We start from the raw sequence: 14,638 nt of genomic DNA, 5'->3' as shown, positions 1-14,638 counted from the left end.
CACCCTCAGGCCAAGGCGAGAACATGGGTCTGGCGAGGTCTAGCCGGTCAACAGCGCTCATGAGTCCGAACCTGCGGACATGGGTGCCATCTCGGCTCGGCGTAGCAAACCGACTGCTATTGGCCTTCCTCGGAATCAGCGGCCTGGGTGTCGTCGGTGCGACCGTTGCAATCTTCTCCTTCCGCGATATCGGCCAGGCTCTCGATCGCATCACGGCACGACGCGTGCCCGCCGCACTGGCTTCAGTGGAAGTATCGCGACGGGTCGAACGGATTGTTTCCGCCGCGCCGGCCCTGCTCTCTGCTGCCACGCCAGCCGATCACAACGAGAGTTCGCAGAGGATAGGCGTCGAGATGCAGGAGCTCGCCGCACTGCTGGAAAGCCTCGAGCACCGTGGCGCCGACAGCGATGCCCTCGGCTCAATGCGATCGGCCGTTGGTCGTCTGCGGACCAATCTTGAATCGCTGGACAAGCTGGTCGCGGATCGCATGATCGTAAGCGCGCTGAAGCGCGGCCATTCGAGCAACGCGCTCAGTACTCACAATGAAAGCCAAAGCCTGCTGGCACCCTGGCTCCAGATTGTCGAGGGGGAGGTCGCGCAATCGCGCCGCGCGTTCGACGACGCCAAGACAAGCGCCCAGGAACGGATTGCGGCCGGCAGCGGGCTGGTCCGCTCCACGGCGTCCTATCATGCACTCCAGCGCGTGCAGTTTCTCATTACGTCGGTAAGTGACAGGTTGCAGCAGATCTCGGCAGCAAGCGATTCAGACAGCGTGCGTGTGCAAATGTTTCGAATCCAGCAATCCCTGCGTGAGACGAGGCAGATAACACCCAACCTGGATCCGAGATTGCAACCGCTTCTGATTGGCAGGCTCGAGGAATTCCGTGCACTTGTCGAGGGGATCAACAGCATTCCCGAGTTGCGGTTGCAAGAGCTTGGCATCGTTGCTCAGGCTACCCGCAACCTGACGGAGAATGCTGCGCTCTCGCGAGACCTCACTCAGGCGGCGAATCGCCTCGTCTCAATTGCAAACCGCGATATCGTGCAGGCTAATGATGAGGCGTTCGCGGTTCAGCGATTCAGTTCGACCGTCCTGATCGCAGCGGTAGCGCTCAGCCTACTCAGCTCTATCGGGATAGTTTGGTTGTATGTGGGGCGCAACATCGTCTCGCGGTTGACCGCACTTAGCCGCAGCATGCTGGCGATTGCCGAGGGCAATCTTGCGACCAGCGTACCGACCGGGGGTAGCGACGAGATCTCGGAGATGGGCAGAGTAGTCGAGGTTTTGCGTAAGAACACGCTCGAACGGAACGAATTGCTGATAGAGAGAGAGCAAACGGCCGTGCGGCTCGAGAAGCAAGTCGAGGCGCGCACCATCGAGCTGGCCCGGTCGGTTGAGGAGCTTCGCGCCCTCGGCGAGGTCAGCCAGGCGGTCAACTCGACCATTGATTTGCAAACGGTGCTGTCCACGATCATCTCGAAAGCGGTCCAACTATCGGGCACCGACGCCGGCACAATCTATGCGTTCGACGATGCCCGTCAGGAATTCCGATTGCGCGCCAGCTACGGCATGGACGAGGCGTTGGTCGCAGCCATAAAGGACCGCAACGTCCGCCTGGGCGAGACCCTGATCAGTGAGGCGGCGATACAGCGCAGGCCCGTTCAGGTTGCCGACATTAGCAAGGATCCTACGTTGGTCCTCGACATCATCAGGCGCGCTGGATTCCGTGCGCTGCTGGCTGTCCCGCTGTTAGGCGCAGACCGGATCGTCGGCGCGCTGGTGGTCCGTCGCAAGCAGCCGGGCGACTTCCCCCAAGGCACGGTTAACCTATTGCAGACCTTCGGGGCACAATCGGTACTAGCCATCCAGAACGCTCGCCTCTTTGACGAGGTACAGTCGCGCACACGCGAATTGGCGAAGTCGCTGGAGGGCCTGCGGGCCACGCAAGACCGTCTCGTCCAGACTGAGAAGCTTGCCTCGCTCGGCCAGTTGACGGCCGGCATCGCGCACGAGATCAAGAATCCGCTCAATTTCGTAAACAATTTTTCGGCCGTTTCCGTCGAGCTTGTCGATGAACTGCGGGAGGCACTTGCAAGGGCCAGCCTTGCTCCCCAGTTGCGAGGCGAGATCAGCGAGATTTCGGATATGCTGCAGGACAATCTTGACAGGGTTGTGCAGCACGGCAAACGGGCCGACTCGATCGTCAAGAATATGTTGCTGCACTCGCGCCAGGGATCCGGGGAGCATCAGCCCACCGATATCAATGCCGTCGTCGAGGAGAGTCTCAATCTCGCATACCACGGTGCACGGGCAGAGAAGCAGGATTTCAACGTCACGCTGGAGAAGTCCTTCGATCCTGCGGCCGGCGAGGTCGATATGTTTCCACAGGAGATTACGCGCGTGCTGCTTAACCTCATCTCGAACGGTTTTTATGCGGCGACGAAACGGAATTTGGAAGCCAACGGACGCGGCTATGAACCCACGCTTGCCGTTCTAACCAGAACTCTGGGTGAGAGCGTCGAAATCAAAATTCACGATAACGGTACGGGAATTCCAGCCGAGGTGAAGGAAAAGATGTTCGATCCGTTTTTCACCACAAAACCCCCGGGCGAGGGGACAGGCCTCGGTCTTTCGCTCAGTTACGACATCATCGTAAAACAGCATGCGGGATCGATTGAGGTCGATACGCAGCCCGGCCAATTTACCGAATTCCGGATTGTCTTGCCGCGGCGCGCTGCGAAGCTCGCCCAATTGGGAGAGCGCTCGTGAACCTTCTTATTCTTGTTGTCGACGACGAACCGGATGTGGAGGCGCTTTTTCGCCAACAGTTTCGGCGCGATATCCGCGCAGGCCGGTTCACGATGGAATTTGCGCAGTCTGGTGACGTCGCGCTCTCGCGCATAAGCGAAGCGCGTGAGCAATCGCTCATTCTGATCCTGTCGGACATCAACATGCCGGGAATGAGCGGCCTGGAAATGCTTCCCAAAGCGAAGGCGATACGGCCGGATGTCCCGATCATCATGATCACGGCCTATGGCGATGCAGAAACCAAACGCCGGGCGCTGGATGGTGGCGCCGAGGCGCTTCTGACAAAGCCGATCGACTTTGGGGCACTCCGTGGCAAGATTGACAGTCGTGTTGAAAGGGCTGCGTGACTGGACGAATGTCCGTTGTTGGGCACGAAGCGGACCCAAGTCATTGTCCGCTCTTCTTTGGCTTTTGGCGGAACGGCGGACATGGGCGCCATCGATCCAGCCCGATTTATGATTGCACGACCTGGCAAGCCAGCTAGCTGACATCCCTTAACGCTGCCTCGACCACCTTGCGCTGCTCCGCCGTCAGCGCCGCCTGCGGCGGGACGGGGTCGCCGACGGCGTAGCCTTGAATCTCAAGGCCGGCCTTGATGCAGGCCGCGAGGTTGAAGCGGGCGAAGGCTTCGTTGATGCGCCACAGCTTGCGCTGCAGTGTCAGCGCCTCATCCCAGCGCTTGGCGTGGCAGAGGTTGTAAAGCTCGACGCTCTGGCGCGGGATGATGCAGGCCGGGCCCGCCATCCAGCCGAGGCCACCGATCAGCATCACCGCCGCCGGAATGTGGGCCGAGGCCGAGAACACTTTGATGCTGTCGCCGCAGCGGTTCATGATCGACAGCAGCCGCCCGGTGTTGGTCGAGGCGTCCTTGATGTAACCGATGCGCGGATGGGCGGCGAGCCGCTCGATCACGTCGAGCGTCAGATCGGAGCGCTGGAATTGCGGGTTGGTGTAGATCACGACGGGAATCTCGACCGCGTCCGCAATGGCGCGGAAATACGATTCGACCTGCGCGTCCGAGATCGGAAAATATGCTTCGAGGATTGCAAGGATGCCGTCGGCGCCGAGCTTCTGGTACGCCTTCGCCTGTGCCACCGCATCCGCCGTCGAGGTTGAGGCGACGCCGGCAATGACAGGCACGCGGCCTTTGGCTGCCTCGATCGTGGTCTGCACCACGGCGGTGCGCTGCGCCTGATTGAGATAGGCGAACTCGCCGGTGGAGCCGAGCGGTGTCAGACCGTGCACGCCTGAGATGATGAGGTCATCGCATAGCCGGCTGAGGACCTCGGTGCGGATGTCGCCTTCGGGGCCAATCGGTGAAACGAGGTAAGGGAAGACGCCGTGCAGATCAGCCATTGAGAGCAACGCCTTTTGAAACCCGGGAACGAATGGAAGCGATCGCCCGTATATCAAACGGGCATGGTCGTTCAAGTTCAGGAAGCCGTAAGCGCCATACCGTCGGTTGCTGGATCAGCGCCACCTTGCAGCCCTTCAGAAGAAATCTTGATACCGTGTACCCAACCGAATGTGTGGCTAAGCGCGGATCGTACCGTCTGATATCCGAGCCCATTCAGCGCGCGCTCAGCGGAGCGCGGGATCCGGTTCGAGAGATCGATGACATCGCTGGTAGCCGAAAAGCGGGGCGCTGAGACCGCCTCCAGCATCGACATTTCGAAGTCGAGGACGTTCAACGATACCTGGAGCACACCCATGGCAATCTGGGTCGCACCAGGCGCTCCGATCACCAGGATGGGCTTGTCATCCCTGAAGACGATCGACGGGCAAATGGAGGAGAATCTCGCCTTTCCGGGCGCCAGCGAGCCGGCTCGCCCGGGCCGCGGATCAAAAACCCCCATGCATCCATTGTACATGAAGCCCAGTCCCTCAGTGATCACGCCAGATGGCAACCCAAGCGAATGGGTCATCGAGATGCAGTTGCCGTCGGCATCGCAAATCGAAACCTGCGTCGTATCCTTGCTCGGGAGGCCGGCATTGAGCCTGACGACGTTGACCTTGTCGCCACGCTTGATGCCTTCAGCGATTTCGGCGCAGTGCTCCTTCGAGATCAAACGGTCGGTCGGAACGTCAACAAAGGAGGGATCACCGACAAACAGATCCTTGTCGCGGGTTGCGGCCTTCATGGCTTCTGCAACGACGCGAATGTATTCGACGCTGTTGTGACCGATGGACTTCAAATCGAAATTTTCGAGCGTGCGAAGCATCTCCAGCAGCATGATGCCGCCGCCGGGCGCCTGATTTGTCGTAACCCGGGAGTTTCGATAGGTGGCGGAGAGCGGCATATTCCTTACGGTCTGCAGCTTTTCGAGATCAGCGCGGCGCAACAGACCGCCGTGAGCCCGCATGTCTGCGTCGATGGCATCGGCGATCTCGCCGCGAAAGAATGCGTCAGGCCCATCCTTCGCGATGGCCCGCAGCACGTTTCCATAGTCCCGATTGACGACGCGGTCTCCCAGACGCTTTGGCGATCCGTCCGGTCTGCAATAAAGCGCCTTGGCCGATGGGACGAATGAAATTCGATTGGCGTTGCCCACCCGGCCCATCGTTCCTTCTTCCGACCACCAAGTGTAGACATGCGGCCGGACGTTCCAGCCGCTTTCCGCGTAATCAATGGCCGGGCCAAACAGCTCCGACCAGGGCAATTTGCCGAGATCACGGTGCGCGTCGGCAAAGGCTCTCAGCGAGGAGGGCACGCAGATCGATTGATAACCGATGTCGTTCACGTTCCCTTTGAGAATGAAGCCGTATCCGTCACGCGCTTCGCCCTCGATCAGATCCTGCCACATGTCAGGTCGTACGGCTGATGGCGCAGGGGCATGGAAATCGTAGTAGGTATGCACCTTCTTCGACGGGAAATAGGCGGCCAGGCTTCCGAAACCGGCAATTCCGCACATCATGGGGTCTACGACCGTCTGAACCAGCGCTGCCGCGATGGCGGCATCGATCGCATTGCCGCCGGCGACGAGGATGTCCCTGCCCGCCTCTGTGGCCTCGGGTTGCGGAGTTACCACCATGCCCTTGTGCGTCACGTTCTTCTCCCTGGCGCCGTGAGTTGACATCCGGTCGCTGCAAGGAGCGAAGCAGCTAAGAATTCTTTTGGCAACAGATGGATCGGCATGGGCCTCTGCGAGACAAGGCAAGTTGCTGGGTTTGCCCCTTAGCAGACAATCCACAAGGCTCATTGCTCGGTCGAAATGATCTCCCCAACGTTAGTTGCCCATGCCAGCAACGAGCACGCCATAGCGAAGATCACCGCAAAAAAGCCAAATAGCCAAGCGCCAGTGAAAAGAGCACACGTCACACCAGATGCAAGGAGGGAAGCAGCTCCGACGCATAAGAGCCGCCCCCAACCTCCCGCATTCCTCAACGCTTGATCAATAGAGGCGCAGAGAAGGAGCAACAGCAGTTCAGCTAAATTGATGGAGGGATGGGGCCACCACCATCGCCCGGCAGTTTTCGTTGCCAAATAGACCACTCAGGAAGGTGCCTGCAGGGCCGAGCAAACCAAAGATCAAAAATCGCTTCATGCTGCAAAGTCGAGTTTAGAGCGCCGACATGATCGCCGCCTAGATCGATTCACCCTTAACAGGCGCTGTATTCGATCCTCCGACTTCGGCCCTTCAACGGACAGGCCTTCGCGCCGGGACAAGCCGGGCCATGACGGAATATCAAAACGCCTTCGCGATCGCGGCCTTGGCATCGCTCTGGATTTTTCCCAAATGATCCTTGTCGCGAAAACTCTCGGCGTAGATCTTGTAGACGTCTTCGGTGCCGGACGGCCGTGCCGCGAACCAGCCCTGATCGGTCTCGACCTTGATGCCGCCGAACGGCTGATCGTTGCCGGGCGCCTTGGTCCGGATCGCCGTCACCGGATCGCCAGCCATTTCCTTCAGGCCGAGTTGTTCCGGCCCGAGCGCTTTCAGCGCGTTCTTCTGCTTCGGCGTCGCCGGCACGTCGATCCGCGCGTAGACGGGCGTGCCGAGTTCGGCGGTCAGTCCCGCAAACAGCTCGCTGGGATTGCGGCCGGTCTTGGCGAGGATTTCGGCCGCCAGCAGCCCCATCACGACGCCGTCCTTGTCGGTGGTCCACACCGATCCGTCCCGCTTGAGGAATGAGGCGCCGGCGCTTTCCTCGCCGGCAAAGCCGAATGCGCCGCTGCCGAGGCCCTCGACGAACCATTTGAATCCAACCGGAGTCTCGACCAGCTTGCGGTTCAGCTTTTTCGCAACGCGATCGATGATCGAACTGGAAACGATGGTCTTGCCGATCGCGGCATCCCTGCCCCATTGCGGCCGGTGCTCGAACAGATAGGCGATCGCAGCGGCGAGGAAATGGTTCGGGTTCATGAGGCCGCCGGTGCGCGTGACGATGCCGTGGCGGTCGGCATCGGTATCGTTGGCGAAGGCAACGTCGAACCTGTCGCGCATCTGGATCAGGCTCGCCATCGCGTAAGGCGAGGAGCAATCCATCCGGATCTTGCCGTCCCAGTCCGCGGTCATGAAGCGGAAGGTGGGATCGACGACATCGTTCACAACAGTGGCGTTGATGCCGTAATGCTCGATGAGCGGCTGCCAATAGTGCACGGCGGCGCCGCCGAGCGGATCGATGCCGATTTTCACGCCGGATGATTTGATCAGCGCCATATCAACGGCATTGCCGAGGTCGGCGACATAGGGGCGGATATAATCATACAGATGCGTCGTCGGCGCCTTGCGGGCGCGCTCATACGGCATCCGCGCCACACCCTTCATGTCCGCCGCCATAAAGGCGTTCGCGGCTTTTTCCACCCTGGCCGTGACATCGGTATCGGCCGGCCCGCCATGGGGCGGGTTGTATTTGTAGCCGCCGTCCTCGGGTGGATTATGCGACGGCGTGATGACGACGCCATCGGCAAGGCCGCTCGTCCTGCCCTTGTTGTAGCTCAGGATCGCGTGCGAGATCACCGGCGTCGGCGTGTAGCCGCCGCGATCGTCGATCATGATCTCGACGCCGTTGGCGGCAAACACTTCCACCGCGCTCACCAGCGCCGATTCCGCCAACGCGTGGGTGTCGATGCCGATGAACAGCGGGCCGGTCAGCCCGGTTTTGCGGCGGTAGTCGCAGATCGCCTGCGTCGTCGCCAGAATGTGGTTTTCGTTGAAGGAGTTTTTCAGCGACGTGCCGCGATGACCCGAGGTGCCGAAAGCGACGCGCTGCGCCGGATCGGCCGGATCGGGCTTTCCGGCGAAATAGGCCGTCATCAGGCGCGGAACATTGACGAGATCAGCGGAACCGACCGGTTTACCCGCGGCAGGATTGGTTGCAGTCACATGGCCTCTCAGGAAGGAGTGGTTTCCTGAGAACATACGCGAAAGGACGGCAGCGACAAAGGCGCTTTCGGCCACTCACCATGCCGGAAATGCAAGCAGGAACCGCCATGACGATGCCTTGATCGTCACAGCCGCGGAATATTCGCTGTCTTGATCACGTCGACCCATTTTACGATTTGCGACTGAATCAGCGTGCGCATCTCCTCCGGCGTGCTGCCCTGCACGTCGCCGCCGATCGCGGTCTCCAGCGCCGCCTTGGTTTCGGGATCGGCGAGGGTTTCCAGAACAGCCTTGTTGAGACGCTTGACGATCGCCGGCGGCGTGCCCTTCGGCGCCAGCAGGCCCGCCCAGGTGCGCACATCGAATCCCTTGACGCCGGATTCATCGGCGGTGGGAATGTTTGGCAAGAGCTTGCTGCGCGCAGGTGACGTCACGGCAAGCCCGCGAATGGCCCCGCTCTCGATCTGCGGCGCCAGCAGCACCGGCGTTCCCACGATCATTGGAATCTCGCCGCCGAGCAGCGCGGTGACGGTGAGCGAATCGCCGCGATAGGGAACGTGCACCATCTTGATGCCGGCCGTCGTTTCCAGAAGCGCGCCGGCCAGATGGTGGGTGCTGCCGAATCCAACGGAAGCGTAATTGAGCTCGCCGGGTTTTGCTCTCGCGAGCGCGATCAATTCCCCAAGTGATTTGGCCTCGTAATCGGCGCGAACCGCGATCACGAGCGCGTAGTAGACAGCGGTCGAGATCATCTCAAAGCTGTCGACGGAATCGTAAGGCAGCGACTTGTAGAGTGCCGGGGATATGGCGTGGGCGCCGGTGACGAGCCCGATCGTGTAGCCGTCGGGCTCCGCCTTGGCGATCTGGGCCGCGGCGAGATTGCCGCCCGAACCCGGCTTGGCTTCGATCACGATCGGCTGGCCCAGCCGCTTTGAGAGCCCGTTCGCCAGGATGCGCGACAGCGTGTCGGCGGCGCCGCCGGCGGCAAAACCGTGGAGCAGCCGGATCGGCCGGGTCGGATAATCCTGGGCGCTGGCAGCGCTAATCGATCCCGCGATCGTGGCGATGAACACCATCGCGAACAGTCGCCCGACAAAGCGGCGACGAACTGAACTGCGCGCGGATCCCGCCATTTTCGTCTCTCCCGTATCGATTTTCGTTTTCGTTGTCCGTGGAAGTTCCGCGCGCTTACTTCCCGCCGCGCATCTTCGGCGAGAACTCCGCCGCATCAGGCGAAGGACCCACGCCCCAGATGTCGCGCGGCAATCCGATCCAGGTCTTCGGACGCTGCGGCCGGTCGCGATGCCAGGGACGCGGTTCGAAATAGCCGAGCTCCTCGTCGGCCATGCGGTCCATGTCGTAGAACAGCTCGATGAGATAGCCGTCAGGATCGCGATGATAGGTCGCGATGTTGTGCCCGGGGCCGTGGCGCACCGGTCCCCATAGCAGCGGGATCTTTCGTCGCCCGAGCAGATCGCAGGCCTGCTGCATGTGCGAGGCATCGCGCAGTTCGAACGCCATGTGATGCAGCCGCGCGTCAGTGCCGCGCGCGAAGTTGATGGCGTGATGCTCGAACCCGCAGCGCATGAAGACGAAGTTTTCCTCGATCCGGTCCGAATCGCGGAAACTCAAAACGTCGGAATAAAATCTTGCGGTCCGGTCCGGATCGGGCGCGTACATCGCCATGTGGCCGAGCCTGCTGACGACGATGCCCCGCACCTGTTCGCTCGGCGGGGTGAATTGCCACTGCGTGAACAGCTCGATCTGCCGGCCGTCGACATCTGAGAAAACCAGCGTCCGCGGTATTCCCGGCGCGGAATCGGAGCGGATCTCGGATTTGATGCCGAGATCATTGAGCTCTTTGCCGACGTCCGCCAGCTCGACATCGGGGCCGATCTCGAAGGCCATCGCCTTGCAGGAGGAAGCCGTATCCTGCTCCAGAACCAGCGTGAGTTCGCCGGACTCCGAGGCGAACAGCGCGCGACCGGCCTGCCTTTCGACAATGCCGAGACCGATGATCGCTTGATAATATTCGATCTGCTGTTCGATATCGGCAGTCGCGAACGTCGCGTGCCTGATGCGCTTGACTTTTATCATCGCACTCTTCCCCGTCAGTCCCGCGTCATGATGATCTTGCCGAGCGCCTGGCCGGAATCCAGCAGCTCATGGGCCCGGCGCACCTCGGACAATTTGAAGCGGGCGAAGATCGCCGGCTTGATGGTTCCGTCCGCCAGATGGCCGATCATGCGCTTCATGATGGCGCGGCGGCCTTCGCGATCATGGTCGTAGATGTGAAACGAGAAACAACGGATGGCGGGACAGACATCGAGATGCTTGCGCATCTCCTCCATCATGTTCTGCGTCGGCAGGCCGTCGAACGCGTTGTAGGAAACCACCGTTCCCCACTTGGCCAGCGCGCGCAGATGGCTGAAGAAATCAGGACCGCCGACGTGGTCGAGCACCAGATCGACGCCGCGCCCATTCGTCAGTTCACGCACGCGCGCGACGACGTCTTCGCCGCGATAGTAGATGATACCGTCGGCGCCCATCGCGCTGGCGAAGACCGCCTTCTCCTCCGAACTGACAGTGCCGATCACGGTCATGCCCGCAAGTTTTGCCAGTTGCACCAGCGATGAGCCGACACCGCCCGCCGCGCCGATGATAAGCACCCATTTCGGCGGACGCGCCGATCCGCATTCATTCAAGAGCGCCCACGCCACCTGATAGTTGGCAAGGCAGACCGCGGCCTCGAGATCGACCTGCTCGGGCAAGAGATGGATCGCATCCGCGGGAGCTGCGACCATCTCGGCGTAGCAGCCACCACGCTGCGCCAGATCGCGGGCGCTCAGCAGCACCTTTTGTCCGACCTTGATGTCACGCACTCCGCTGCCGACGGCCTCGATCCGGCCCGCCAAATCATTGCCGGGGTTGGCCGGCAGCGGCGGCATCCATTTGTAGACGCCGCTGCGGATCAGCTTGTCGGGTTGCCCGACCCCGAAGGTCTCGGCCCGGATCAGCACGTCGGTTTCGCCGGGCTCCGGCTGCGGGACGTCCTGATATTGCAGGGCGTCCGGCCCTCCCGGGCGATGTACCAAGACAGCCTTCATGCGCGCTCCACCTATTTCAAATCGATATTTTCGAAAATACTAGCGCTTGCGAAAATTATTGCAACAGCATTCTCGCCCCGCTAGACTTGCGGGCGATCGGGGATGCGATTCCATGAACGTCACGGCCTTCAAGCGCCGAAAGGAATTCGGCAAGACGCTGGCGTCCGATATCGCGCACCGGATGCGCAACGAGATCGTGACCTGCCGGCTCAAGCCCGGCGAGGTGCTCAAATTCGATACGCTGCGGCTGGCCTATGGCGCGAGCTTCACGACGCTGCGCGAGGCGCTGACGTGTCTGGCCGCCGAGGGGCTGGTGGTGGCAGAGGAGCAGCGCGGCTTCAAGGTGGCGCCGATCAGCCTTTCGGATTTGATCGACCTGACGCGCGCCCGCATCCTGATCGAGGTCGATTTGATCCGCCGCTCGATCGAAAATGGCAATGATGACTGGGAAATCGCGGTTATTTCGTCGATCCACCGGCTTGGAATCATCGAGGGGCGCGAGGTCGAGGACTACGCCGACAATCCGGAATGGAAGCTGGCGCACCGGGAGTTTCACGAATCCCTGGTGGCAGCATGCGGCTCGCCGACCCTGCTTGGCATTCGGCAATCACTGTTCGAACGCGCCGAGCGCTATCGCAATATCTCGGCAAGGTTCCGGCCACGTCCGCGCGACAAGGCGGGCGAGCACCGTGCGCTGATGAAGGCCGCCGTCGGCCGCGATGCCGACCGCGCCTGCGAGCTGATCGCAAAACACATCCAGAGCACCACCGACAACGTCATCAAATACGCTTCGGAATTGTTCAGCCGGAATTGAACCCGATCGGGCCTTGGCGACCGTGCGGAAATGCGCGCTCCCGAGCCGAAAATGAATTCCGCTTGTTTAATTTTCGAAAATAGTGTCTTTTACGGAAATCTTAAATCAGGGTCCGAGGATCGCGTTCATGAAGCTCATCTCCTTCCTGCGGCAGCAGACCGAAACCTGGGGCGCCGTGCGCGGCGACGAGGTCATCGACCTCGGCAAGGTGCTCGGCGGGACGCTGGCGGATTTCGTCGGCAGCGCGAAATTCGCCGAGCGGGAGCAGATCGCCGCCGCCCACAAGGCGGACCTGAAACTGAGCGAGATCAGTTTTCTGCCTGTGATCCCGCGGCCCGAAAAGATCGTCTGCGCCGTGCGCAACTACCTCGATCACCACAACGAGGCGGTCGCATTCGGCATGAAGCGCGAGATCACCGAATTTCCGCCGATCTTCCTGCGGGTCTGGCGTTCGCAGGTCGCGCACAACGCGCCGGTGGTTCGGCCAAAAGTGTCCGACAATCTGGACTGGGAGGGCGAACTCGCCGTCGTGATCGGCAAGGGCGGCCGCCACATCAGCCAGGCCGACGCCTTGAATCATGTCGCCGGCTATTCGATCTACAACGACGTCAGCGTCCGCGACTGGCAGCGGCATGCGCAGCAGATCGCATCCGGCAAGAATTTCGTCGGCACCGGCCCGTTCGGTCCATGGCTGGTGACGCCTGACGAGATCGCCGATCCCACCAATCTGAAGCTTGAGACCCGCGTCAATGGCGAGACGGTGCAGTCGAGCAATACGTCGATGCTGATTTTCTCGATCCCGCGGCTGATCGAATATTCCTCGACCATTTTCGACCTCGTGCCGGGCGACGTCATCGCCACCGGCACGCCGGCCGGCGTCGGTTTCACGCGCAAGCCGCCGATCTTCCTCAAGCCCGGCGACGTCGTCGAGGTCGAGATCGAACAGATCGGTGTGCTGCGCAATCCCGTCGTGGACGAGCAAAAGTAGCGCAAATGCCCGCAGCCCATGACGTCCGCAAGACTTCGTTCAGCGTCGAGACGATCTGGCACGAGCGTGGTCCCCGCCGCGAACAGCCGCTGCTCGTCGGCACAGCGATCGCGGTGATCCGCAATCCCTTTGCCGGGCGCTATGAACCGGACCTGATGCCGTTTCAGGCCGGTTTGCGCGACCTCGGCCGCGAGCTTGCAACGGGGCTGATCGCACAGCTCGGTGGCGCCGCCGGCATCGAAGCCTACGGCAAAGGCATCGTCGTCGGCGAAGACGGCGAACTCGAGCATGGCGCCGTGTGGCACGAGGCCGGCGGCCAGGGCATGCGCGAGGTGCTTGGCCAGCCCAAGGCCATCGTTCCCGCGGCAAAGACGATCGGCGGCCCGGGCACACGCCTGATGGTGCCGCTCGGCCACGTCCACGCCGCCTATGTGCGCAGCCATTTCGGCACCGCCGAGATGACGATGTGGGACGCGCCACGCCGCGACGAAATCGCGTTCGGTCTCGTCATGGCAACCGGCGGCCGGCCGCACGCCCGCATCGGCGGATTGTCGGCCGATGCGATTTCAGTCCACGACGGCCAGCGCTGACTTCACATGCTGTCCGGCTGTTCGCTCAGCCGCCCTGCAGACCTGTTTCCTTGATCAGCGGACCCCATTTGAGCCGCTCCCGCTTTTCGAACTGGGTCAGCTCGGCGGGCGTTCCGCCGCCGGGATCAAATCCGAGTTCCAGCAGGCGCTTCTTCGTTTCCGGCTCGGCAAGTGCCTTCGCCAGCTCCTTGTTCAGGAGATCGACGATCGGCTGCGGCGTGTCGCGCGGCGCGTAGAACGCGTTCCAGGCGGTCACCTCGAAATCGGCCACGCCCTGCTCGGCGATGGATTTTACACCCGGCATCAGCTCGGTCGATTTCAGCGAGGTGATCCCGAGCGCCTTCAGCTTGCCGCCGGCGACATGGCCGCGCAGTGCCGTCACCGTGTCGATGATCAGCGGCACCTGGCCGCCGAGGACGTCGGTTGTAGCCGTCGCCGATCCCTTGTAGGGCACGGAAAACAACGACGCACCGCTCCGCCCTTTGAGGAACTCGAAGACGATGCGGGCCGTCGTGCTCGGCAGCGCGATGTCGACCTTGTCGGGCGTCGCCTTGGCCGCGGCAACCAGGTCGGCCAGCGAATTTCCTGAAAACGACGGATTGGCCGCGAGCACCATGGGCAGCTTGCCCACCAGGATGATCGGCGCAAAATCCTTGGCCGGATCGAATCCCGGCGATGCGTACATGAACTCGTTCATGCTCTGGGTGGCATTGGTGCCCATCATCAGCGTGTATCCGTCAGCGTCCGAACGCGCGGCCTGCTCGGCGCCGATGTTGCCGCCGGCGCCGGGCTTGTTCTCGACATAGAACCGCTGGCCCATCGTCCGCGACAATTGCTCGGCGAAGTATCGCGCCACCACGTCGGTGCCCTGGCCTGCCTGGTACGGCACGATGATCCGCACCGGCCTCGACGGATAGGTCTGCGCAACCGCCGCGCAACTCCATAGCAAAGCCAGCAATCCTGCGGCCCATTTTGCAAATCTCGGCATGACGGTTTCCTCTC

The 14,638-nt window shown here is 61.7% G+C and carries 12 protein-coding genes; 5 read left to right on the top strand and 7 right to left on the bottom strand.

What is annotated here, in order from left to right; all coding sequences use genetic code 11:
* Positions 1–59 precede the first annotated feature (59 nt).
* Positions 60–2,771: an ATP-binding protein gene (locus tag JQ597_RS37555; protein ID WP_212263444.1), complete on the top strand. Its 2,712-nt coding sequence runs from the start codon at positions 60–62 to the stop codon at positions 2,769–2,771.
* Positions 2,768–3,157, top strand: a complete 390-nt coding sequence (locus tag JQ597_RS06775) for a response regulator (RefSeq protein ID WP_212032754.1) — start codon at positions 2,768–2,770, stop codon at positions 3,155–3,157. The genes JQ597_RS37555 and JQ597_RS06775 overlap by 4 nt, the downstream gene beginning before the upstream one ends.
* A gap of 133 nt (positions 3,158–3,290) precedes the next feature.
* On the opposite strand, the gene JQ597_RS06770 is transcribed toward JQ597_RS06775, so the two are convergent.
* The 6 genes from JQ597_RS06770 to JQ597_RS06745 form a co-directional block, all read right to left on the bottom strand.
* Entirely contained in the window at positions 3,291–4,166 is an 876-nt protein-coding gene (locus JQ597_RS06770; RefSeq protein WP_212263443.1) for a dihydrodipicolinate synthase family protein, read from the bottom strand.
* Between the two features lie 77 nt (positions 4,167–4,243).
* Entirely contained in the window at positions 4,244–5,857 is a 1,614-nt protein-coding gene (locus JQ597_RS06765; protein WP_349628794.1) for a gamma-glutamyltransferase family protein, read from the bottom strand.
* A 639-nt stretch (positions 5,858–6,496) separates the two neighbouring features.
* On the bottom strand, positions 6,497–8,173 hold the full coding sequence (gene pgm, locus JQ597_RS06760; protein ID WP_249147572.1) for a phosphoglucomutase (alpha-D-glucose-1,6-bisphosphate-dependent): 1,677 nt from the start codon (positions 8,171–8,173) through the stop codon (positions 6,497–6,499).
* 89 nt (positions 8,174–8,262) lie between these two features.
* Positions 8,263–9,270, bottom strand: coding sequence for a Bug family tripartite tricarboxylate transporter substrate binding protein (locus tag JQ597_RS06755; RefSeq protein WP_249147553.1), 1,008 nt, complete (start codon positions 9,268–9,270; stop codon positions 8,263–8,265).
* Between the two features lie 55 nt (positions 9,271–9,325).
* Entirely contained in the window at positions 9,326–10,234 is a 909-nt protein-coding gene (locus tag JQ597_RS06750; RefSeq protein WP_212263441.1) for a VOC family protein, read from the bottom strand.
* A gap of 14 nt (positions 10,235–10,248) precedes the next feature.
* Positions 10,249–11,244 (bottom strand): zinc-dependent alcohol dehydrogenase family protein, encoded by a 996-nt coding sequence (locus tag JQ597_RS06745; protein ID WP_212263440.1) that lies wholly within the window; start codon positions 11,242–11,244, stop codon positions 10,249–10,251.
* Positions 11,245–11,356: 112 nt separating this feature from the next.
* On the opposite strand from JQ597_RS06745, the gene JQ597_RS06740 reads away from it, so the two are divergent.
* The 3 genes from JQ597_RS06740 (at position 11,357) to JQ597_RS06730 (ending at position 13,636) form a co-directional block, all read left to right on the top strand.
* Positions 11,357–12,058 (top strand): GntR family transcriptional regulator, encoded by a 702-nt coding sequence (locus JQ597_RS06740; protein WP_212263439.1) that lies wholly within the window; start codon positions 11,357–11,359, stop codon positions 12,056–12,058.
* Positions 12,059–12,185: 127 nt separating this feature from the next.
* Complete coding sequence (locus JQ597_RS06735; RefSeq protein ID WP_212263438.1) at positions 12,186–13,046, top strand: fumarylacetoacetate hydrolase family protein; 861 nt, start codon at positions 12,186–12,188, stop codon at positions 13,044–13,046.
* A 5-nt stretch (positions 13,047–13,051) separates the two neighbouring features.
* Entirely contained in the window at positions 13,052–13,636 is a 585-nt protein-coding gene (locus tag JQ597_RS06730) for an amino acid synthesis family protein (protein WP_212263437.1), read from the top strand.
* Between the two features lie 25 nt (positions 13,637–13,661).
* Here the strand turns inward: JQ597_RS06730 and JQ597_RS06725 are convergent, their stop codons facing one another.
* Entirely contained in the window at positions 13,662–14,624 is a 963-nt protein-coding gene (locus JQ597_RS06725) for a Bug family tripartite tricarboxylate transporter substrate binding protein (RefSeq protein ID WP_212263436.1), read from the bottom strand.
* Between the last annotated feature and the right edge of the window lie 14 nt (positions 14,625–14,638).

It is taken from the genome of Bradyrhizobium sp. AUGA SZCCT0177, assembly GCF_018130125.1.
In the GTDB taxonomy this organism is placed as follows: domain Bacteria; phylum Pseudomonadota; class Alphaproteobacteria; order Rhizobiales; family Xanthobacteraceae; genus Bradyrhizobium.
The sequence above is the reverse complement of the archived record's forward strand: the minus strand, read 5'-3'. Positions and strand labels throughout refer to the sequence as shown.

Excerpts from the sequence above, each read along its gene's own strand:
- JQ597_RS06725 (WP_212263436.1), bottom strand. The coding sequence starts at position 14,624 with ATGCCGAGATTTGCAAAATGGGCCGCAGGATTGCTGGCTTTGCTATGG.
- JQ597_RS06755 (WP_249147553.1), bottom strand. The coding sequence starts at position 9,270 with ATGGCGGGATCCGCGCGCAGTTCAGTTCGTCGCCGCTTTGTCGGGCGA.
- JQ597_RS06770 (WP_212263443.1), bottom strand. The coding sequence starts at position 4,166 with ATGGCTGATCTGCACGGCGTCTTCCCTTACCTCGTTTCACCGATTGGC.
- JQ597_RS06750 (WP_212263441.1), bottom strand. The coding sequence starts at position 10,234 with ATGATAAAAGTCAAGCGCATCAGGCACGCGACGTTCGCGACTGCCGAT.
- JQ597_RS37555 (WP_212263444.1), top strand. The coding sequence starts at position 60 with ATGAGTCCGAACCTGCGGACATGGGTGCCATCTCGGCTCGGCGTAGCA.
- pgm (WP_249147572.1), bottom strand. The coding sequence starts at position 8,173 with ATGTTCTCAGGAAACCACTCCTTCCTGAGAGGCCATGTGACTGCAACC.
- JQ597_RS06730 (WP_212263437.1), top strand. The coding sequence starts at position 13,052 with ATGCCCGCAGCCCATGACGTCCGCAAGACTTCGTTCAGCGTCGAGACG.
- JQ597_RS06740 (WP_212263439.1), top strand. The coding sequence starts at position 11,357 with ATGAACGTCACGGCCTTCAAGCGCCGAAAGGAATTCGGCAAGACGCTG.
- JQ597_RS06745 (WP_212263440.1), bottom strand. The coding sequence starts at position 11,244 with ATGAAGGCTGTCTTGGTACATCGCCCGGGAGGGCCGGACGCCCTGCAA.
- JQ597_RS06735 (WP_212263438.1), top strand. The coding sequence starts at position 12,186 with ATGAAGCTCATCTCCTTCCTGCGGCAGCAGACCGAAACCTGGGGCGCC.